Origin of the sequence: Listeria cornellensis FSL F6-0969, from assembly GCF_000525855.1 — a bacterium.
Taxonomy (GTDB): Bacteria; Bacillota; Bacilli; order Lactobacillales; family Listeriaceae; genus Listeria_A; species Listeria_A cornellensis.
Map to the genome: position 1 here is coordinate 1 of NZ_AODE01000053.1, position 20,469 is coordinate 20,469.

Annotated in this window: 23 protein-coding genes and 1 pseudogene; 23 read left to right on the top strand and 1 reads right to left on the bottom strand. The window is 39.5% G+C overall.

The features are described from left to right. The 4 genes from PCORN_RS16385 to PCORN_RS16400 form a co-directional block, all read left to right on the top strand. Positions 1-430 (top strand): immunoglobulin-like domain-containing protein (locus tag PCORN_RS16385; RefSeq protein ID WP_036082556.1); only part of this gene is annotated, 430 nt, incomplete at its 5' end. A gap of 1 nt (position 431) precedes the next feature. Further along, positions 432-1,634 (top strand): LPXTG cell wall anchor domain-containing protein, encoded by a 1,203-nt coding sequence (locus tag PCORN_RS16390; RefSeq protein ID WP_036082558.1) that lies wholly within the window; start codon positions 432-434, stop codon positions 1,632-1,634. Positions 1,635-1,765: 131 nt separating this feature from the next. After that, positions 1,766-2,392: a dTMP kinase gene (gene tmk / locus PCORN_RS16395; RefSeq protein WP_036082560.1), complete on the top strand. Its 627-nt coding sequence runs from the start codon at positions 1,766-1,768 to the stop codon at positions 2,390-2,392. A gap of 112 nt (positions 2,393-2,504) precedes the next feature. After that, complete coding sequence (locus PCORN_RS16400; RefSeq protein ID WP_036082595.1) at positions 2,505-2,834, top strand: cyclic-di-AMP receptor; 330 nt, start codon at positions 2,505-2,507, stop codon at positions 2,832-2,834. 90 nt (positions 2,835-2,924) lie between these two features. Here PCORN_RS16400 and PCORN_RS16405 read toward each other — a convergent pair whose 3' ends face one another. Further along, a complete protein-coding gene (locus PCORN_RS16405; RefSeq protein WP_036082562.1) occupies positions 2,925-4,385 on the bottom strand; it encodes an AcpB/EbpR/MafR family transcriptional regulator in 1,461 nt (486 codons plus the stop codon). A gap of 206 nt (positions 4,386-4,591) precedes the next feature. Between PCORN_RS16405 and PCORN_RS16410 the strand changes: the two genes are divergently transcribed. From PCORN_RS16410 to PCORN_RS16495, 19 genes and pseudogenes are all read left to right on the top strand, one after another. Beyond that, positions 4,592-4,852 carry a cyclic nucleotide-binding domain-containing protein gene (locus tag PCORN_RS16410; RefSeq protein ID WP_036082564.1) on the top strand — a complete coding sequence of 87 codons (261 nt, stop codon included), beginning with the start codon at positions 4,592-4,594 and terminating at the stop codon, positions 4,850-4,852. Positions 4,853-5,627: 775 nt separating this feature from the next. After that, a complete protein-coding gene (locus PCORN_RS16420) occupies positions 5,628-6,479 on the top strand; it encodes a toxin Cry1Ac domain D-VI-related protein (RefSeq protein ID WP_036082568.1) in 852 nt (283 codons plus the stop codon). Then, entirely contained in the window at positions 6,448-6,798 is a 351-nt protein-coding gene (locus PCORN_RS19145) for a hypothetical protein (protein ID WP_036082570.1), read from the top strand. The genes PCORN_RS16420 and PCORN_RS19145 overlap by 32 nt, the downstream gene beginning before the upstream one ends. Further along, on the top strand, positions 6,722-9,739 hold the full coding sequence (locus PCORN_RS16430) for a toxin Cry1Ac domain D-VI-related protein (protein WP_077913958.1): 3,018 nt from the start codon (positions 6,722-6,724) through the stop codon (positions 9,737-9,739). Before PCORN_RS19145 ends, PCORN_RS16430 begins: the two co-directional genes overlap by 77 nt. Before the next feature lie 184 nt (positions 9,740-9,923). Next, the gene (locus tag PCORN_RS21000) at positions 9,924-10,055 is read left to right on the top strand and encodes a hypothetical protein (RefSeq protein ID WP_277620230.1); all 132 of its coding nucleotides are present in this window, start codon (positions 9,924-9,926) and stop codon (positions 10,053-10,055) included. 10 nt (positions 10,056-10,065) lie between these two features. Next, complete coding sequence (locus PCORN_RS16435; RefSeq protein ID WP_036082575.1) at positions 10,066-10,596, top strand: cyclic nucleotide-binding domain-containing protein; 531 nt, start codon at positions 10,066-10,068, stop codon at positions 10,594-10,596. A 308-nt stretch (positions 10,597-10,904) separates the two neighbouring features. After that, positions 10,905-11,684, top strand: coding sequence for a pectate lyase-like adhesive domain-containing protein (locus PCORN_RS16440; protein WP_036082577.1), 780 nt, complete (start codon positions 10,905-10,907; stop codon positions 11,682-11,684). Positions 11,685-11,703: 19 nt separating this feature from the next. After that, positions 11,704-12,213 (top strand): hypothetical protein, encoded by a 510-nt coding sequence (locus PCORN_RS16445; protein ID WP_206537463.1) that lies wholly within the window; start codon positions 11,704-11,706, stop codon positions 12,211-12,213. Further along, positions 12,155-13,897: a toxin Cry1Ac domain D-VI-related protein gene (locus PCORN_RS16450; RefSeq protein WP_036082581.1), complete on the top strand. Its 1,743-nt coding sequence runs from the start codon at positions 12,155-12,157 to the stop codon at positions 13,895-13,897. Before PCORN_RS16445 ends, PCORN_RS16450 begins: the two co-directional genes overlap by 59 nt. A gap of 22 nt (positions 13,898-13,919) precedes the next feature. Beyond that, positions 13,920-14,906 carry a carbohydrate binding domain-containing protein gene (locus PCORN_RS16455; protein WP_036082583.1) on the top strand — a complete coding sequence of 329 codons (987 nt, stop codon included), beginning with the start codon at positions 13,920-13,922 and terminating at the stop codon, positions 14,904-14,906. Beyond that, positions 14,878-15,645, top strand: coding sequence for a carbohydrate binding domain-containing protein (locus PCORN_RS16460; RefSeq protein ID WP_149024405.1), 768 nt, complete (start codon positions 14,878-14,880; stop codon positions 15,643-15,645). Before PCORN_RS16455 ends, PCORN_RS16460 begins: the two co-directional genes overlap by 29 nt. A 181-nt stretch (positions 15,646-15,826) precedes the next feature. Next, positions 15,827-16,463, top strand: a pseudogene (locus tag PCORN_RS16465) (sugar transferase). Positions 16,464-16,507: 44 nt separating this feature from the next. After that, positions 16,508-16,828 (top strand): hypothetical protein, encoded by a 321-nt coding sequence (locus PCORN_RS16470; RefSeq protein ID WP_036082587.1) that lies wholly within the window; start codon positions 16,508-16,510, stop codon positions 16,826-16,828. 1 nt (position 16,829) lies between these two features. Beyond that, the gene (locus tag PCORN_RS21005; protein WP_277620231.1) at positions 16,830-16,952 is read left to right on the top strand and encodes a hypothetical protein; all 123 of its coding nucleotides are present in this window, start codon (positions 16,830-16,832) and stop codon (positions 16,950-16,952) included. An 11-nt stretch (positions 16,953-16,963) separates the two neighbouring features. Further along, entirely contained in the window at positions 16,964-17,614 is a 651-nt protein-coding gene (locus PCORN_RS16475) for a CpsD/CapB family tyrosine-protein kinase (protein ID WP_051999565.1), read from the top strand. A 24-nt stretch (positions 17,615-17,638) separates the two neighbouring features. Further along, positions 17,639-18,898 (top strand): O-antigen ligase family protein, encoded by a 1,260-nt coding sequence (locus PCORN_RS16480; protein ID WP_036082589.1) that lies wholly within the window; start codon positions 17,639-17,641, stop codon positions 18,896-18,898. A gap of 51 nt (positions 18,899-18,949) precedes the next feature. Continuing rightward, on the top strand, positions 18,950-19,561 hold the full coding sequence (locus tag PCORN_RS16485) for a YveK family protein (protein ID WP_051999566.1): 612 nt from the start codon (positions 18,950-18,952) through the stop codon (positions 19,559-19,561). A gap of 20 nt (positions 19,562-19,581) precedes the next feature. Then, a complete protein-coding gene (locus tag PCORN_RS16490) occupies positions 19,582-19,818 on the top strand; it encodes a helix-turn-helix domain-containing protein (protein WP_036082591.1) in 237 nt (78 codons plus the stop codon). Between the two features lie 7 nt (positions 19,819-19,825). Continuing rightward, positions 19,826-20,469: glycosyltransferase family 2 protein (locus PCORN_RS16495; protein WP_036082593.1), on the top strand; the 644-nt coding region annotated here is incomplete at its 3' end.

Below are 20,469 nucleotides of genomic sequence, written 5' to 3' on the forward strand. Positions count from 1 at the left end.
TACCGCTGAAAAACCTGCCCTTCAAGCTAGTAATCTAGACATTCTCGCAGGAACAAAATCAGGCGATATCGCGTGGTTCCAAGGCATTTCGGCAACCGATAAAGCAGACGGCGATATTAGCAAAGACGTAACGGTCGACTTTTCAAAGGTTCAATTTAAAAAAGAGGGCAATTACCCAGTCATTTACACCGTGACAAACAGCAATGGCAAAACTTCGACTAGCACCGTTAACCTGCAAGTTACAGCGAAAGACCCCGTTTTAACAGCAACGGATCTAGACATTCTCGCAGGAACTGATGCGCAAGACATCGCGTGGTATCAAGGCGTTTCCGCAGAAGATTTGGCAGACGGAGACATCAGCACCGACATTACCGTGAATTACGACGAAGTGAATTTCAAAAAAAGAAGGCAACTACCCAGCGACGTATAGCGTGACAAACAGCAACGGAAAAACAACAACAACGACAATCAACGTACAAGTAACCGCTGAAAATCCAGTCCTTCACGCAAGCGACCTAGCAATCATCGCGGGCACTAAAGAACAAGATTTTGCCTGGTTCCACAACGTTACCGCGGAAGACAAAGCAGACGGAAACATCAACGACCAAATCCAAATCGACTACAGCAGCGCGGATTTGAACAAAGAAGGCAATTACCCAGTCACATACACGGTCACAAACAGCAACAATAAAACAACAACGCAAACCGTGAACATCCAAGTGACCGCCGAAAATCCAGTCATCGAAGCAAGCAACATCAGCGTTTTAGCTGGATCAATGGGCGAAGAATATCCATGGTTCCAAAATGCCACAGCGACCGATAAAGTAGACGGCGACATTTCACAACACATATCCGTCGATTACAGCCAAGTAGATTTCAAAAAAGAAGGCAACTACCCAGTCAGCTATACCGTGACAAACAGCAACGACAAAGAAACAAGCCTCACAATCAACCTACAAGTCACCGCTGAAAACCCAGTCATCACGGCCGTAAACAAATCTATTTTAGCTGGCACAACATCAGAAGAAATCAGCTGGTTCGATGACGTTTTCGCAACCGATAAAGTAGATGGCGATCTGAGTTCAGACGTGACTGTCGACTACGCGAACGTAGATTTCAAAAAAGAAGGCATCTACCCAGTTCACTACAGCGTGACAAACAGCAACGGCAAAACAACAGTCGAAACGGTTCAAATCGAAGTCACCGCTGAAATGGCAATTTTGGAAGCATCGAATCTAAGCGTGATGCAAGGCGCAAGCGAAGATAGCGTTGCATGGCTAGAAAACGTAACCGCAGAAGATACCGTTGACGGCGATATCACCGATCAAGTCACCTACGACGCGAGCCAAGCAGACCTCACGAAAGCAGGCAATTATCCAGTCGTCTACAGCGTAACGAACAGCAATGATAAAACAACAACTAAGACGGTAAACCTGCAAGTCATCGCGCCACAATTAACACCAGCACAACCAGCGCCAGAACAGCCAGAAATAAAGCAAGCAGAACCAAAACAACCAATCATCAAAAAAGTACTACCGAAAACAGGCGATACATCTGCGCTTCTGTATGTACTTCTTGGTTCAGCATTCATCCTATTCGGCACATTACTACAAAGACGACGCAAACAAGACTAGGCGCTAGATAAATAGAGGTAAGGAATCAGCAATTTCGATTTCTTACCTCTATTTTCATATAAATATAAGCGTTTTGCGCCAGTTCATGGTATGCTTAGAAATAAGAAAACGAATAAGGATGGTAACAAAAAATGAACGGTATTTTTATCACGTTAGAAGGTCCAGACGGATCAGGCAAAACAACGGTCGGCACACGTTTAGCAGAGCGTTTAGAAGAAGCAGGAATCCAATTTGTAAAAACGAGAGAACCCGGAGGTAGTAAGATTTCCGATGTTGTTCGGGAGATATTCCTAAACGATCTTGACAGCAGAATGGACGCAAAAACCGAAGCTCTACTCATAGCAGGCGCGAGACGGCAACATGTCGTAGAACTCATCCGCCCAGCCCTCACCGAAGGAAAACTAGTCCTGTGCGACCGCTTCATCGATAGTTCCCTTGCTTATCAAGGCGTTGGACGCGATATCGGGATTGACGAAGTTTTGAAAATCAATCAATTTGCTGTGGAAACAACGATGCCAGATGTGACGTATTATTTAGACGTTCCAGCAGATGTTGGCCTGGCGCGAATCGCTGCAAATAAAGGCCGCGAAGTCAACCGCCTCGATATGGAAGATGTGACATTCCACAACAAAGTACAAACAGGCTATGAAACCGTGCGCGACATGTTCCCAGAACGAATCGAAATCATTGATGCCACAAGAACCATTGAAGAAATCGTCACAGATATTTTCGAACGAATAAAAGTAAGACTAGGCTAACATCATTTGTTACATATCGAGATGAGCCCCGGCCACCACGAGGTTTTATTAGTAAAGCTTTCGCCAAATTTCTGATATAATAAAGAAAAACATTGTAAGGGGATGGAAAATGATGAAACTTATTTTTGCGATTGTTCAAGATCAGGACAGCAACCGCCTATCCGACGCGTTAACGGATGCCAATTTCCGTGCCACTAAATTAGCATCAACAGGTGGCTTTCTAAAAGCAGGAAACACGACCTTTATCATAGGTGTGGAAGACGAGCAAGTCGAAACCGCGCTTGAAATTATTAAAAACAACTGCAAAGCCCGCGAACAAATCATGAGCCCAGCAGCTTCACTTGGCGTGACTGTAGACACGTACGTACCGTACCCAATTGAAGTCCAAGTTGGCGGTGCGACGGTGTTTGTAATGCCAGTTGATCAGTTCCAACAGTTTTAGAAGGATTGATCTCTAATTTCAACAAATAGAAAACCAAAGCTACATGTCGCTTTATCCCGACATGTAGCTTTGGTTTTTTATGTTACCATCCTAGCTCTGCATTCCAAGAATCAAATGATAGATGTTATCCCAATCTTTCGTCGTTGGGTGGCGTGAAGTACTGTAATGAATACAATCAAATTCCTCAGACGTTTCTTTGTAATTCTTCACAATAATATCGACTCCCAACTTGTTAGCTAATTCATTCGTAATATGCTTGTTATAGTTAAATGTTACCTTCGTATTTCCACCGATAAAATTCTCAACAAACATATGCAAATAATTTAAGTAAGCCGTCTTTCCATCAAATGAGAATAGGACATGTGGCATGTTATTAACGTCTTTATTAGTGGCATACAACGTAAACATCGTAAGGTTTACACAAATATCTTCTAAATGCACAAATTTTTCAAATATCTCTATTTTGGAAAATGAAATAGCATCCATCCATTTTTTAAAAACCGTATAATGCGTCGTTTTAACAAACTGATTTACTTCGAAAAAATTCTTTTGAAAAAGGGGTGTTAACTCGGATAATAAGAGTGTATTTCTAATATAAAAAACGAAAATATAGAGCGTTGATTTGCTGGGAGTACTAATGTTCGCTGCTTTGAAAAAATCTGTTACAAACGCTTCTAATTCGTCCGTCAAAAGAGGATATAGTCGTTTTTCAATTGGTCCCGCAAGATTCTCCCTATAAATGTAGTTATCCAAGATTAATATGTCTAGGAATGTAATTTCATCTTTACTTATTTTATCTGAGGGTATTGAAGTCAAGATTTCATGCGCAAGTTTATCAATATATTTATAAGTGAGCGATTGTTGTTGTTTTTCATGGATATCATCAGGGATTTCAATAAAATGATTTTGAGACACGCGTTTATTGACAACCATAATCCAGTAAAGTAGACTCCGATGTTGGACGGAACCATCAATTTCGGTATTCTCTAAAAAATAGTTATGGTTTTTCTCGAAAATATCAAGTAGCTCACTTCCAGGTCGATAAGTAGGAGAGATATCATTGATGCTATAGAAAAAGTATTGATAAAAATAACGAATATCTACTTCAGCGCCTTCGATGTTAACGGGAGTTAATGACAAAGTTAAGTTGAAATCGTTTAGTATATTTCTCAAGCTAGTTAAATACCGATACAAGGCGGATGAAGATAAAAATAGTTCATCCGCCCATTCATCGATGTCTAAAAAAATCTCCTCATAAATATTTTGAATAATCACGAATATTGGTGATTGTTCGGATATATTAAGTAAGAGATCATCAATCACTGCACTGTTCTCAATTTCATATCCAATCGCCTTATGCTGGATAATAAAGTCTTTATCCAAGGCACCAATTTCTGCAATATCACGCTCGAGCGTACGAACAGAGACATTAAATTCAGTAGCGATTTCTTCTAGTGAAATAGGATACTGCGATTCAAATATCTTCTCAACCATGTAAATTTTGCGTCGAATCTTTTTATCAGCAATTATATCTAAACTGAACTTGTTCATAATGATTCCTCCACTTGATTTATTTTTATGTCGAAAAAAAGGACAAAGTAAAATGGTGAGGCAACGCATATCTGTCTATAATCTTAAGTATAGCCAACTAAAAGAATACAGACAAATATAAAGTGAGTTATGTTACAAAATTAATCACTAGGTCAGCATGAATAGCATAGCTATTCGTGAAATAATAATTCCGGAAGGTGGTGGATTTGATTTTAAATGATGTATATTCCTATGAAACTATCGAACGAGAATTTAATACGAAACAACTATTTGCGTTACTTTCAGATAAGAGCTTTTTAGAAGTATCTAGCCAGAAAATTTATATTAAAAAAGGAGAGCGTATAGAGTTAGGAAAGGATAAGCTAGATTATGTTTATTATATCAGTCAAGGAGTAGCGGCTGCTAGTATTCGAGATCAAATAATAGATTTTCGCGGGGCGACAGATTTTTTTTGGTCTAGCGGATAGTAGTTCGGTTCAGGGTGTAGCATTTCATCTAAGTGCACTGACGAGGCTAACGGTGTGGCGATTTGAAAAGAGTGAAGTGATGGCTAAAATAATGAGCCTACAAGAAGGATACCTGTATCACTATTACTGCATGTTGGAACGGTACCGTGCCTATGAAGGCAGAATCATTTTAAATGATGAAACAGATGAGCAACGTTTACTACTAGTTTTGAGGAATATCGGAGAGCGTTTTGGAGACTATATAATGAGTGAGGATAGGCTCGTTATTCCCCCTTTTTTTTACTAAGGGATCGATAGCAAGCTATATAGGAGTAGGACGAACGAAACTTAGCGATTTATTATTGAAATTAAGAAGTAGAGAACTCATTACGATAGATGAGAATAAACAGATATGTGTACGTGCTAACTAGCAATATTTGATAAAGTATAAATCTAAGTAAAGACCAGTTTTTCATTATATTCTTGTCCAAGGAAGCAAGGAGGTGGTTCTACTTAAATAGAAAATAAGCTTCCTGAAAATATGTCTAAAAGTTCAAACAAAGTCTAGAAAAACTTGTTTGATTGCTTGAAAAGAGAACAATCACTTGCTACAAAGATGCGATACTATTGAAGTGGTAAAAAGAAGAGGAGGAAGCTAGATATACAATTATTAATTATTCACTGAAAATAAGAGCAATAGACACGAAGGTTTCATTGAAACATTTGATAATGAGGTAGTCATAGTTTTTTAATCTGACATTGTAAAAAAAAGAATATCCAGGAGGAATTTAATATTATGAAGAAGAAAATTTTAAATATCACAACAGCAACAGCAATACTATTCTCAGGCCCGATGGGGATGATTTCAATAAACTCAAAAGCAGGTCATGCTTATGAGGTAACACAAAATGCAGTTAATAATTTCCAAAAAATGATTGATTCGGTATCCATTGATACTGGTGGGAAACTGAATGTTATTTTTGCGAATGATGATTTCAAAGATTATACAGTTACGATAAATAAAAATGGGGCTTATTTAGCAGGGATGGACGGTCCAGCGACGAAAAAAGTCCCTTGGTACTCTACTTTAGAAGATCGTACATGGATTACTAATGCAGATCGTACATTTACTGCCGATGATGAGTATGAAATTGTCTTTCGTCAAGAGGGAGTAGTTGTTGGATCAGTTAATATAATGGATCTTATGATTGATTCTGTAACCATTGATGCGGACAACAGACTGAATGTTAAATTTTTAAACGAGAATTTCAAAAAATACACAATTGTTGTGAATAAAAATGGTGTGTATCAAGCAGGGATAGATGGACCTGTAACTAAAAAGCAAGCATGGTACTCTACTTTAACGGACAAGACATGGGTAACTAATGCCGACCGTACTTTTACTACCGATGATGCTTACCAAATTGTGCTTACATTAGATGGCGAAATTAAAGGAATCTTTTCTAAAGATGGTTTCACAGATGGTAAAGTCCTTAAGAATGCTAAAGATGCTGTCAATGGATTGTTTACAGCAGATAATCCCGCAAACGATATCAAAGTCAACTTGACACAAGCTAATATAGACAATGCTACTACCTTATTAAATTTAGTGACAGATGCAACAGAAAAAAAAGAAATTACAAATTAGTTTAGACAAGGCAATTGCTCAATTAGCGAAGGCATTATTAGCGGAGGCATCAGCAGAAGCAAGTGTGAAGGATTTATTTGATAATAATGATGTCAAAGGGTTAATTAAAGAAATAACAAACCAAGTGAGTATTGATAGTGCTCAAATATTAGTAAATGCAGTAACAGATACAGCACGAAAATCTGCCTTACAATTACAGCTAGACGAGGCGAAAAAAACAATTTGCAGAGCGTACAGACTTAATGACTTCATCAGATGCTATGCTACAAGAAACGGCACAAGGCAGTGGAATATATCGTTCACCAATTTGGATATTTAATAACGGGAATACTATAAATAATAATACTGTTCCGACGATGACCTTATCGGGTGGAGATAGCGTATATTATCAAATGGGCTTGACAAGCGTGAATATTGGTAAAGCTTTAACGTCAAATCAAGTGACAATTAAACATAGAAAAGCACAGCTCTCACCAGAAGTAATGAGTACGGTGTGGCGTTATATGGAAACAGAACCAGGAAAAGAATATACGATGTCTTATGGTTATTGGACACAGGCAAGTGGAAGTGTTTTTACAGCAGGGCAAGTGACGAAGGGCTATATCGATAATCTGAAGTATATAGCAGGCGTGACAGATGCAACAGGAAAAATTTTAGAAAAGCAAGAGGAACAGTTAGACGGCTCTACGATGGCGGGGGACTTTAGAAGTATAACGAATAAGACGATTACATTTACAGCAACTAGTAATCAAACTAAGCTCTTCTACTACACAGAGACGCCGAGAGTGACGGTCCAAGATTCACAGGCAAACATCGCGATACGTTTTAAAGCGGATGTGAGAAAAACAGTAGCTCAACTGCAAAAAGACAAAGATGATGTAGCAAATCAAGTAGCAGCAGAAGCAAGCGTGAAAGACTTATTCAATGGTAATGATGTGAACGGAACAATCAAAGAAACAACAGATCAAGGTGCTATTGATACCGCACAAAATTTAATCAACGCAGTAGCTGATTTAACAGTCAAGGCGGGGTTACAAAAAGAACTAGATAAAGCAAAAGGTCAACTAGAAGAAAAATTAGCAGCCGAAGAAGCAGCGGAAAAAGCAGTCAACGAATTGTTCAAAGATAACAAACCAGAAACAGGTGTTATCAAAGAAACAACAGAACAAGGCGCGATTGATGTCGCACAAAATTTAATTAACGCAATCGTAGATCCAACAATCAAAGCCGACTTACAAAAAGAATTAAATAAAGCGCAGGAGCTATTAGATGCCCAGAAGGTAACGAATACACCAGAATTCATCGCGGCAGAGCAAGCAATCCAAGATTTATTTACCTCCCTTGTTAGTTTTGGTCAAAAAACAGATGCTCATGGCGCTATTAAACTAGATATAACACAAGCAAAAATCTACGAAGCACAAGACAAATTAAATCTAATATCAGATAGTGTACCAGAAAAGAAAGTACTAACAGAACAACTTAATAAAGCGCAAGATCTACTCATGGCACGCAACAATGAACAAATCGGTAACCGAGTAATCAACGGTAATTTTGACAGTGCCCTGAATGGTTGGAAAACATGGATTGGTACTAATTCCGTGGCACCAACGGTAGCAGCTCGAGAAGGTGCTGCCAGTAATACGGTGAAACTAACTTCCAATTCAAGCGTAGAACAAACAATCCAAGGCTTGAAACCAAATACAAATTATGTCCTGACTTTCTACGGTAAAGTAGACGATGGTACTTTCTTATCTGCGGGTATTAAAAATCATGGTGGTACGCAACAAAGTATCCGTATTACAAGTACAGATTACAGTAAAGGTCAGATTAGCTTTACGACAGGAGATAGCGCTAAATCAGCAATATTCTACCTTATGAAGGGAGCTGGAACTGGAACTAGTTTTGCAGACTTTGTTATCGCAAAGGCGGATAACGGCGAAGATAGCATTCCAGAAGTCATCGAAGCAACAAACACAGTCGATAGCCTGTTCACGAACTTATCCGTTATCGGAGTTAATACGAGCACAACAACGCTGTATAAAAACGGCGCGCTAAAATTAACGACGACGCAAGTTGAAATTGATGGGGCAAAAGCCTTTGTGGATGCCATGCAAGAAAGCTACGAATCTAAAGCCGATTTGTTAGAGACACTACAAACAGCTCAAGACCTGTGGGATATTCGTATGGGAGAACAAGAAGGAAATTTAGTTAAAAATAGCGAATTCAACAGCGGTATTGCTAACTGGAAACCGTGGAATGGCACCGCTTCTACTGTTCCAACAACTGTTCTAGAGAACAATAACAATGTCTTGAAAATCGCAGCAAATTCCAGCGTAGAACAAGTTATCTCAGGTTTAAAACCAAACAAAACGTATACGCTAGAAGTCTATGGGAAAGCAGATAATAATAGCTATGTCAGTGTAGGGCTTAAAAACTATGGCGGCGTACAAAAAACAGCACGAATCAGCGGTTCAGACTATGCCAAAGCAAGTGTTACAATTCGCACAGGTGCAACAAACACCTCTGTCACGGTATTCTTGATGAAAGGCGCTGGAACAGGAACAGGTATGCTTGATGTCGCGCTATTAAAAGATACAACACCAGAAAGTGAAATCCAGGAAGTAATCGCAGCGACAGAGGCTTTGGCAGCACTTTTCACAGCACAAACATCTGTCAACACAACAAATGTAACACCGATTTCAAATCAAAATGGTGCGATTAGAATGACCGCTACAGATGCGGATTTGGCAATGGCAGCAGAAAAAGTAGCAGCAGTACCAGGCAATTTAGCCTCAAAAGCAACTTTGCAAAAAGAACTCGAACGAGCAACATCGTTATTGGCTGGACTAAAAGCATCACAAACAGGAAATCTAGCGAGAAACAGCATGTTCGATTCGAATCTAACAAACTGGAAAACATGGAAAGCAACAACAGCAGAAACGCCAGTTGTCATTACTGAAAATGATAACAAAGTCTTGAAACTAGAAGGAAACTCGAGCGTTGAACAAACAATCTCCGGTCTACTTCCAAATACAACGTATACCGTGTCAGCATACGGTAAAGTAGAAAACGGTGCACGATTGTCTATTGGTGTGAAGAGCTATGGTGGCGTACAAGCCAATGCATTTGTTACGTCCACTGACTACGGCCAAGGAACACTCACGTTCACGACTGGTGCAACTAGTACAAGCGCAATTATTTTCTTAAGCCAAGGTGTAGTAGGCGGAATTGCTTACACTGATCTTGTTGTTACAAAATAGATTTAAATACGAGCAAGGGTATGTTGTTTTTTCTGACATATCCTTGCTTTGTTATGGGTAATGAATTAAAAAGAGATAAATTTTACAAATTCGAAAAAAAGTCATAATATCCATCCACTGATGTTCAAATAGAGAATTGTGTGACAACTAAAAGATGAGATACTAATTCTAGGAGGTGGTAAGCATGATTTTAAAAGATTTGTACACACATGATATCATCGAGCAAGAATTTAATACTGAAAAATTATATGCGTTGCTGTTAGATGATAATTTTTTAGAAGTATCAAGACAGAAGATTATTGTAAAAAAAAGGTGAGCGTATCGAATTGAAAAAAGGCAATATCGATTATGTTTATTATATCAGCCAAGGAGTTGCGTCAGCTAGTATAGGAGAACAAATTATTGACTTTCGAGGGCAAGCAGATTTTTTTGGTCTAGTAGATAGCAATTCGATTCAAGGTGCTAGATTCTATCTAAATCCTTTGGTGAAATTAACGATGTGGCGATTTGAAAAAAGTGAAGTGATGGCGAAAATCATGAGTTTACAAGATGGATATTTATACCACTACAATTGTATGTTGGATCGATATCGCTCATACGAAGGTAGAATTATTTTAAATGATGAAACAGATGAACAACGCACACTAATTGTTTTGGGTAATATTGGAAGACGGTTTGGTACTTATAAAGTAGAGAAAGATGCATTCGTTATCCCTGGTTTTTTCACTAGAAGGTTGATAGCAAGTTATTTGGGAATAAGCCGAACCAAGCTGAGTGATTTATTATTGAGATTAAAGTATAAAGAGCTGGTCACGCTAGATGAGAAGAGGCAAATACTTATAAAAACAAAAGCATAACATGGTGATGAAATACCTAGCTAACGTATTTCTGAAATGTGCGCAATAGAATTCATAAAATTGTCATAAAATGAATAACTATCTGCTCAAATAGAGAACTGCAGTGCAAATAAAAGGTGAGATAATAATATATATAGCTGATATAGAAGCTTTCAAGAATAAAAGTAAAGAAAAGGAGTTCAATAAATACAAGAATATAAAACTTAATATTCTGTGTTTAATATCGATTTTTGGGGAGGCGATTCAGATGTAATACAAGCCAGAACTCACTAGAAAGCCCTGGATCAAATGAGGAGGAAATTAAATAAATGAAAAACGTATTAAGAAAACCAATCACGATTACAGTAATGGCACTGATGGTAGGACAAACTGGTCTAGCATCCATTGCGACATATGCAGCAGAACAACCAATGGCGAACGGAACACAAACGATAGAAAAACGCGTAATTGTCCAACCTATTAAAGTAGCTACACTAGCAGATTTTAATGCAGCGCTTATTAATTCAGGTGTTAAAGATATTCAGTTAACAGCTAATATCAGTATCCCTCTTAGAACAATTCAAGCAAAAGGTAGTAAAAATATTGATGGAAATGGTTATACTCTTAATTTGAATGGTGGAAATATCAATAGTGAGGCTAGTACCGTAAATATAGTAGAAAATATGATTATTCAAAATGCTGGTGCCTATGGGGCTCCGCTTGGAGGTACAGCTACGAATGTTACTAGTAGCTATAAGAATATTACTTTTTCGACTACTTCGAAAGCATTATTTAATCTACAGAAAGGTACAGTTAATTTCAGTGGACTTATTTTAGGGAGCAACACAACAGCGACAGCCATAGAAGCTAGGGATATAAACGTGTTAGATGACGGAATGATTTCGCTAACTACTGATAAAGCTGGTATTAAATTGTATGCTGGGACGTTCACGATAGGTGAGGCCGCAACTGTAGATGTGATATCAAGGACAGAGCATGCTTTTGAAAATAGTGGTGGGGGTCTAGTTTTCAACTTCGGTAATCTAAGCCTTATCGCGAACAAAAAAAAATGCTTATGTTCAAAATGGAACGGTACCAGCATCTCGTAATAATAATTATCTAGTGAATTTGGTTGGAGGAAGTAATACAACGTTTCTATCAGAAGGTGGGCAAGATTTCGGTGCCTTCAATGGGGATTTAAGGGTTTATGATGATGCTAATCTTATCATAAAACACAACAACCCTCTTGCAACAGTTAATTCGTATGGATTATGGGTTCAGAGGAAAGGATTTTTAGCAGATCCTAAGGCCAATTTTATTATTGAGGCAACACATGTACAAGCTATTTCGGGGGATACTACTACTGCTGTGCTACAACCAATAGTAGGTATGTCCACTTGGAATAAGGGTAGCAATGCTGCAGGTAGCCCGGATAATTCGTATGTATTTAAAAGAGCAGAATTCAGCCAATTTTTAATTTTAGATGCTGATATAATTACCGACAGTGAGGACTTTAAAACAACATATAAGAATAAAAATGTAAAAAAAAATTGCCTATGGTACATTTGCTACAGAGGGAATGGAAAAAGCCCACCAAGAAGCAGAAGCAAGCGTAAAAGCGCTATTCAACAACGATAATGTCAACGGAACAATCAAAGACGCGACAAACCAAAAAGGAATCGATGACGCTAGAACGTTAGTGAACGCAGTAACAGACGCAACCAAGAAAGCAGAATTAGAAAACAATCTAAAAGAAGCACAAAAACAATTAGACGCGCGTAATACAGCAGCTGCAGCCGAAAAAGCCCGCCAAGAAGCGGCAGAAGCAAGCGTAAAGGCGCTATTCAATAACGATAATGTCAACGGAACAATCAAAGACGCAACAAATCAAAAAGCAATCGATGACGCTAGAACATTAGTAAACACAGTAACAGACGCAACCAAGAAAGCAGAATTAGAAAACAATCTAAAAGAAGCACAAAAACAATTAGACGCACGTAATGTAGTGGCAGCCGAAAAAGCCCGCCAAGAAGCGGCAGAAGCAAGCGTAAAGGCGCTATTCAATAACGATAATGTCAACGGAACAATCAAAGACGCAACAAACCAAAAAGCAATCGATGACGCTAGAACATTAGTAAACACAGTAACAGACGCAACCAAGAAAGCAGAATTAGAAAACAATCTAAAAGAAGCACAAAAACAATTAGACGCACGTAATGTAGCGGCAGCGGAAAAAGCGCGCGAAGAAGCAGCGGAAAAAGCAGTTAACGAGCTTTTCGCAAATGATACACCAGCAAGCAATGCATTGAAAAACACAACAGATCAAAAAGCAATAGACGATGCTAAGAAATTAGTAGATGCTGTAACAGATGCAACGAAAAAAGCAGAGTTACTTGAGAACTTGAACAAAGCCCAAGACCTATTAAATGAAAATACAGCAGAAAAAGCCCGTCAAGAAGCAGCAGAAGCAGGCTTGAAAGATCTATTCAACGGTAACGATGTGAACGGAACAATCAAAGACACAACAAACCAAGAAGCCATTGATAAAGTACAAGACCTAATCAATGCAATAACAGATCCAATAATCAAAGCAGATTTACAAAAGGATCTAGACCGTGCACAAGAATTACTAGATGCCAAAATCGCAGCAGAATTGGATACGGCAGATAAAGGACAACAATTAATCGCTAACTTCTTAGTAAATCAATTATTCCAAGATAATGATCCTGCAACAGATGCAATCAAAGATATCACCAATCAACTAGCGATTGACACAGCACAATCACAAATCGATCTTGTCAAAGTTAGCACAGTAAGAGACAGCCTACAAAAAACACTAGATCGCGCACAAGAATTACTAGATGCAAGAAATAGTACGGCAGAAAAAGCACGCGAAGAAGCAGCAGAAAAAGCAGTCAACGAATTGTTCAAAGATAACAAACCAGAAACAGGTGTTATCAAAGAAACAACAGACCAAGGTGCTATTGACGCGGCACAAGATCTAATCAACAAAGTAACAGACCCAACAATCAAAGCAGGTTTACAAAAAGAACTAGATAAAGCACAAGATTTACTCGATATTAAAAATGGACCAACTTCACCAGAATTTATCGCAGCACAAGAAGCGATTCAAGGCTTATTGACAACGTTAGTCAATTTTGGTCAAAAAACAGATGCTTTTGGTGCAGTGAAACTTGACACAACACAAGCTCAAATATATGCAGCACAAGACAAGTTAGACCTAGCACCAGATAATGTAGCTGAAAAAGCAGTTTTAGTAGCACAACTCAAAAAAAGCTCAGGACCTATTAATCGCACGTAACAACGAACAAATCGGTAATCGTGTGGTCAACGGTAACTTTGATAATGCTCTAAATGGCTGGAAAACATGGATTGGTACGGGATCAATGGCGCCATCAGTAGTAGCTAAAGACGGTGTAGCAAGCAATGCAGTAAAACTAGCATCTAACTCAAGCGTTGAGCAAACAATCCAAGGTTTGAAACCAAACACAAATTACGTTCTAACATTCTACGGTAAAGTAGACGATAACACTTTCCTATCTGCGGGTATCAAAAATCACGGTGGAACGCAACAAAGTATTCGTGTGACAAGTGCAGATTACAGTAAAGGTCAGATTTCTTTCACAACTGGGGCAAGTGCTACTTCAGCAACCTTCTTCTTAATGAAAGGTGCAGGATCTGGAAGTGGTTTCACAGACTTTGTCATTGCAAAAGCAGATAATGGTGAAGATTTAATTCCAGAAGTTATTGAAGCAGTAAAAACAGTTGATAACTTGTTTACGAACCTTTCCGTTATTGGCGTGAACGACAGCGCAGCAACACTTTACAAAAATGGTGCGCTAAAAATAACAACGAAACAAGCAGAAATTGATGCAGCAAAAGCAATCGTAGACGCAATGAAAGATAGCTATGAATCCAAAGCTGACTTACTAGCAACATTGAAAACAGCACAAGATCTTTGGGATATTCGTGGTGCAGCGGAAACAGGCAACTTGGTGAAAAATGGCGAATTCGACAGTGGAATCGCTAACTGGAAACCATGGAATAGCGCAACTTCTACAACGCCATCAGCAGTACAAGAAGATGGTAACAATGTCTTGAAACTTGCAACAGGCTCAAGTACAGAGCAAATCATCACTGGTTTACAGCCAAATACAACTTATACGCTTGAAATTTATGGCAAGGTAAGTGGCAATGGCTATGTAAGTATTGGTGTTAAGAATTACGGCGGAACGCAAAAAAACAGCACGTATCAGCGGAACGGATTACGTAAAAGCAAGTGTGACTATCCGCACAGGTGCAACAAATAAAACAGCAACAATCTTCATGATGAAAGGCGCTGGAACAGGTTCAGGTTCTATCGATGATGTAAGATTCAAAGACTCAACACCAGAAGGCGAACGCCCAGAAGTCATCGCAGCAACAGAAGCATTAGCAGCCCTATTCACAGCACAAACAACTGTCAGTACAACACATCTAACACCTGTACTAAGCGATAATGGTGCTATCAAAATGACGACAACAGATGCAGATTTAGCCGCAGTAACTGAAAAAGTAGCTGCAGTACCAGCTAACTTAGCAGCAAAAGCCGTTCTAGGAGCAGAACTAGCACGTGCAACAACATTATTTGAAAACTTAAAAGCTTCACAAACAGAGAACCTAACAAGAAATAGCCAATTCGACAGCAACCTAACAAGCTGGAGAACATGGAAAACAGAGGCAGCACAAACACCAGTTATTGTAACAGAAGACGGTAACAAAGTTGTTAAATTAGAAGGTAATTCAAGTGTAGAACAAACAATCACTGGTCTACTACCAAACACAACATATACCGTTTCTATGTACGGTAAAGTAGAACAAGGAGCTCGTTTATCTATCGGCGTGAAAACGTTTGGTGGAACACAAGCCAACGCCTATGTAACATCGACAGATTACGCGCAAGGAACACTAACATTCACGACTGGCGCAACAAACACAAGCGCGATTATCTTCTTAAGCCAAGGGGCAGCAAGCGGAATTGCTTACGCTGACCTTGTAGTTACAAAATAAATTTTTAATCGAGGTAAAAGATATGCTAGATTTAGGCTAGCATATCTTTGCTTTATTAATGGCGAAATGCGAGTCATCGAAGTTTTGTCAAAAAGGCCGACAGGAATCGAATGGTGGGTTCAAGCATAGTGTTATATGATATAAGTATAGCAAAACAAAATAATCACTCAGAGAAGAAAGGATGGAGACAATGGAGTATGAAGTTAGATATGATCAAGTGAAAACTAAGAAAAAATCAGCAATGTTCCAGTACACGAAACGATTATTTGACCTCATTTTTGCGATAATCTTACTAGTCATGACATCACCGATTATACTCGCAACGGTTTGTGCCGTGAAATTAGAATCTTCCGGACAAATTATCTATAGACAACGCAGAGTTGGGCATCAAGGCACTGAATTTACAATTTATAAAATCAGGTCCATGGAGGAAAGCGCTGAAGCCAGTGGTGCCAAGTGGGCTGAAAAGAATGATCCACGAATCACAAAAGTCGGTCGCTTTATTCGGAAGACACGAATCGACGAACTCCCTCAACTTTGGAATGTATTAAAAGGCGAAATGAGCATGATTGGCCCACGTCCAGAACGACCAATGTTCACCAAAGAATTCCAAGTACTTTACCCCAATTTTACCCAACGTTTAGCTGTCAAACCAGGTCTTACTGGCTGGGCACAAGTCAACGGAGGCTACGACATTTCCCCGAAAGAAAAATTTAAAATTCGATTTGGAGTACATTAACTCCATGTCTATCAAAAATGAAGCACGCATACTATGCAAAACGGTCCAAGTGATCTTAAATGGTAGCGGTGCGAGATGAGGAGAGCAAAATGAAAAAAAACAATTATATCAATAATCGCAATTTTGACAATTTTAACAGTGGCTTGTTCACATCAAGAAAAAGAATACAGTCCAGTTACGTCATGGGAAAATGAGGACGCAGAGGTAAGCAAGCAAGAATTCGCAGAGCTGACAAAAAGCAACAATGCGTTGGAATATAAAGATGGCAAGATTGTGATTCAGGATAAGGATGCGGTTATTAGAAGCAGTACGGGTGACGTGACGACCTATTTCGTACAGAACGCCTATATTCCAATTACGGATGCCAAAGAAATCATCAAAAAAAGACGACTGGACCAAAGTGGAATTACTCACAAAATACGCAGGTGCAGCTCAGAACATTGATGTGAATACAAAGGAAAATACGATGGAAGCCTTCTTTATCACCGGTCCTCGTGGATACGGAGAGCTACGTGTGACATTCGATGGTGATAAGTTGAAGACGATGACAAATACGTTTCAAGAATAGGTGAATAATAGATGAAAGTAAAAGAAATACTGAATGAGAATCTATTCTTTCAGGAACAAATGGCGCATATTAGAACGACGATTGAGTTGTCGGAGCAGCGAGATATCCAAGCAATAAGTGTGACTTCCTCTTTATCCAGCGAGGGGAAGAGCTCCATTGCGATAGGGATTGCGAGAAGTTTTGCGGAGGCTGGCAAGAAAGTGTTATTGATTGACAGTGATTTCAGACGGCCCTCTGTGCATAAGAAGCTAGGGTTATCCAATGCGGTCGGATTTTGTGACGTATTAAAGGATGAATATGCTCTGAAAGAATGCCTCAAGGATATTGGTGTGCAAGGGCTGGATATTTTGACAAGCGGCTTAGTAGAAGATTCACCCAATATATTGTTTGATGCAACGATATTAAAGAAATTCATTTTTGAAGTGAAAAAAGACTATGATTTAGTGATTATTGATACGCCGCCTGTACTACTTGTGCCGGAGGTGAAGACGATTTTGAACCACAGTGATGCAACATTGCTTGTCGTTAAATACGATGAAGTACGGAAGGAAGAAGTAGAACGGACATACCAAGTCTTGAATCAAGTATCAGCCAGGTGCCTCGGAATTGTATTTAATCGTGTCAAAGTGAAAGTAAGAGATCGTTACCGTTATTATTACTAAGGCGAGGGATAGGAGAACGAAGGAATGGATTATAAAAGTGATATAACATGTGATTATACTAACAATATTTCCCCGCGCCATTCTAAAAATCAGGTGTTTTTACTCACGCTGATGTTGCTTTTTCTTAGTATCGGTAGTCAGTTTAATGTACAACTTGGTTTGGCGGTGAAACCATACATGCTGTTACTTCTAATCTTAATGCTTTATTATGCACCAAAAATGACGATTTCTAAACTTTTGTTTTTTGAAATAGCGTTTATCGGTTTCTATGTGTATTACGATTTGCGTGGTGTGATTACGGCTTATCCAGGTGCTGCGCTGCGAGCGATTGGTGCTACGTTTATCTTGATTATTTTTTACTTCTTTTGTCGGTATTGGTTGGATCGGATTCGGTGGAGGGACATCGAGTGGGCGATTATCATTTCGGGGTTTGTGTTCAATATTTTGAGTCTGGGCTATTACGTGATGGGGCTTGTGAACTTGGGTTTCAACATGCAGGGGAATGGGATTCGCGAGATGGGCGTGATGATTGACCGGAGTTTTGCGAGGTTGCTTGGTCTGACGAATGATCCGAATATCTTTGTTTTTATCAACATGTTATTCATCGCTTACTTCTTGACGCATCGGGAAAAATGGTGGAACTTGCTTGGCGGATTTATTGCGATCCTGTGTGTGATGCTGACGCTTTCGCGCGGTGCGATTATCTCGCTAGTCATCGTGTTAGTGTTGTGCCTATTTGTTGGAAGCTTGAAATCGAAATTGCTAATGATTCTAGGATCGGTTGGTTTTTTCTTACTCGCAAACTTTTTCTTTGATCAGTTCATGGAAGTGTCGTTGTGGGAGTTGATGGTGGAACGATTTGGAACGGTGGGTGAAGATGGCGGAAGTGGCCGGTTCGATATTTGGACGGATGGGCTCGCGTATTTTATAGATAAACCGCTGTTTGGGATTGGTTCTTTCAATTTTCAAGCCTATCATTCTTTTTCAGCTGGAAAAGCGATTTTCATGCATAATTCCTTTTTGGAAATTTTGGTGGAAACAGGCATTGTCGGGATGATACTTTACGCAACAGCGATTATTGCGATTCTGTGGACACTGGTAAAGGCGGCTTTAGAGGATAAGGAACAATGGTGGTTAGTCATTACTTTGATTGGATATTTATCGATGATGACCTCTTTGTCGCTAGTTTTGAACGAAATATTTTTCTTCTTCTTTGCACTCGTTGCGAGGAGTTTGAAGGAAAAGGAAGCAAATATAGAACGACGTAAAGGATGGAGAATATGAAACGAGAATTATCCTTAGTAAATATAATCACCATCATTCGCAAAAAAAATCTTGATTGCGCTGGTTATTGCGATTATGGCAACGTGTCTGGTTGGTGTTGCGAGTTATCAATTTATGGCGCCGAAATATGACGCGTCCATACAACTGCTTATCAATCCGAAATTGACGGACGAAGAAACGGGGAATTACCGAAGCTCGGATTCCAATACACAATTGGTGAATACGTATAATGTCATTTTGCAGAGTAAAGTAATCTTGGACGATGTGATTGAGCGGTTGGATCTTTCTACAAGTGTTTCTGGGTTGCGCCAAGTGATCAGTGTACAAAATGAGAAAGAATCCAAAGTCATATCGATTCATGTCGAACAGGAAGACCCAGAGATGGCTCGGGCGATTGCAGAGACGCTGGCCTTCTCCATGGAAAAAGAGGTACCGAAATTGATGAATATAGACAATGTGAATATTTTATCAGATGCAGAACTCAGCGGAAATTTAACCATGTCGCAAATCCGGATTTATATGATTCTAGCTTTTGTGATGGCGCTGACGCTTAGTCTAGCTAGTTTTGTTATTCGGGAATCTCTGAAAAGTACGTTTAAAACGGTGAAAGATTTTGAAGATGTGACAAGTTTGCCAGTCATTGTCACGATTCCAGAGATATAAAGGAATGATGGGGTGATACGGTGGTACAAAAATATGAGGAGCAGTTGTTATTACTCAATAGCTTGTTTTTATCAACCCAGGAAGCCATTGATTATTTAGGCGTATCGAAACAATGTTTTCATTCGCTTGTGGCACGCGGGAAGATTCAAAAGATACGCAAAGGTTCGGCGGTGTTGTATTATGCGGATGAAATCAGTGAGCGTAAACGACAACAGCCATGGTTGCGCCAAAAATATGGGCCAATTCAAGAAGGATAGGTGTTTTATGAGGCAAGGATATCAAGCGGATGTAGTGAGCATTATTATGCCAACCTATAATAGTAGTGCGGTTTTAAAGGAAAGTATTGCGAGCATTCAACAACAGGGGTATCAGGACTGGGAGCTGTTGGTGGTGGATGATTGTTCGACGGATGAGACGCGGGATATGTTGCGGGAAATGGCGGAACGGGATGCGCGGATTCAACTGGTTTTATTGACGGAGAATCGTGGTTCTGGCTTTGCGCGGAATGAGGGATTGAGTCGGGCGCGGGGGCGGTTTGTTGCGTTTTTGGATAGTGATGATGTGTGGCATCCAAAGAAGTTGGAGAAGCAACTGGCGTTTATGAGGGCGAACGATTATGGCTTTACATTTACGGCGTATCACGTGTTTGAGGGTAAGCCGACAGCCGTTAAACGGACGGTACAGGTGCCGGAGAAAATGAATTATCGGCAATTACTGAAAAACACGATTATTGGGTGTTTGACGGTGGTGATTGATCGGGAAAAAGTTGGCGATTTCCGCATGCCATTGTTGCGGGCGCGACAGGATACGGCGACGTGGTTGGCCATTTTGAAGGAACAGGAATTTGCGTATGGAATGGCGGAACCGCTCGCGTATTATCGGGTGAGCGCGGCGTCGTTATCGAGTAA

Excerpts from the sequence above, each read along its gene's own strand:
- PCORN_RS16430 (WP_077913958.1), top strand. The coding sequence starts at position 6,722 with ATGACTTCATCAGATGCTATGCTACAAGAAACGGCACAAGGCAGTGGA.
- tmk (WP_036082560.1), top strand. The coding sequence starts at position 1,766 with ATGAACGGTATTTTTATCACGTTAGAAGGTCCAGACGGATCAGGCAAA.
- PCORN_RS16420 (WP_036082568.1), top strand. The coding sequence starts at position 5,628 with ATGAAGAAGAAAATTTTAAATATCACAACAGCAACAGCAATACTATTC.
- PCORN_RS19145 (WP_036082570.1), top strand. The coding sequence starts at position 6,448 with ATGCAACAGAAAAAAAAGAAATTACAAATTAGTTTAGACAAGGCAATT.
- PCORN_RS16450 (WP_036082581.1), top strand. The coding sequence starts at position 12,155 with ATGGAAAAAGCCCACCAAGAAGCAGAAGCAAGCGTAAAAGCGCTATTC.
- PCORN_RS16475 (WP_051999565.1), top strand. The coding sequence starts at position 16,964 with ATGAAAGTAAAAGAAATACTGAATGAGAATCTATTCTTTCAGGAACAA.
- PCORN_RS21000 (WP_277620230.1), top strand. The coding sequence starts at position 9,924 with ATGATTTTAAAAGATTTGTACACACATGATATCATCGAGCAAGAATTT.
- PCORN_RS16440 (WP_036082577.1), top strand. The coding sequence starts at position 10,905 with ATGAAAAACGTATTAAGAAAACCAATCACGATTACAGTAATGGCACTG.
- PCORN_RS16400 (WP_036082595.1), top strand. The coding sequence starts at position 2,505 with ATGAAACTTATTTTTGCGATTGTTCAAGATCAGGACAGCAACCGCCTA.
- PCORN_RS16480 (WP_036082589.1), top strand. The coding sequence starts at position 17,639 with ATGGATTATAAAAGTGATATAACATGTGATTATACTAACAATATTTCC.
- PCORN_RS16405 (WP_036082562.1), bottom strand. The coding sequence starts at position 4,385 with ATGAACAAGTTCAGTTTAGATATAATTGCTGATAAAAAGATTCGACGC.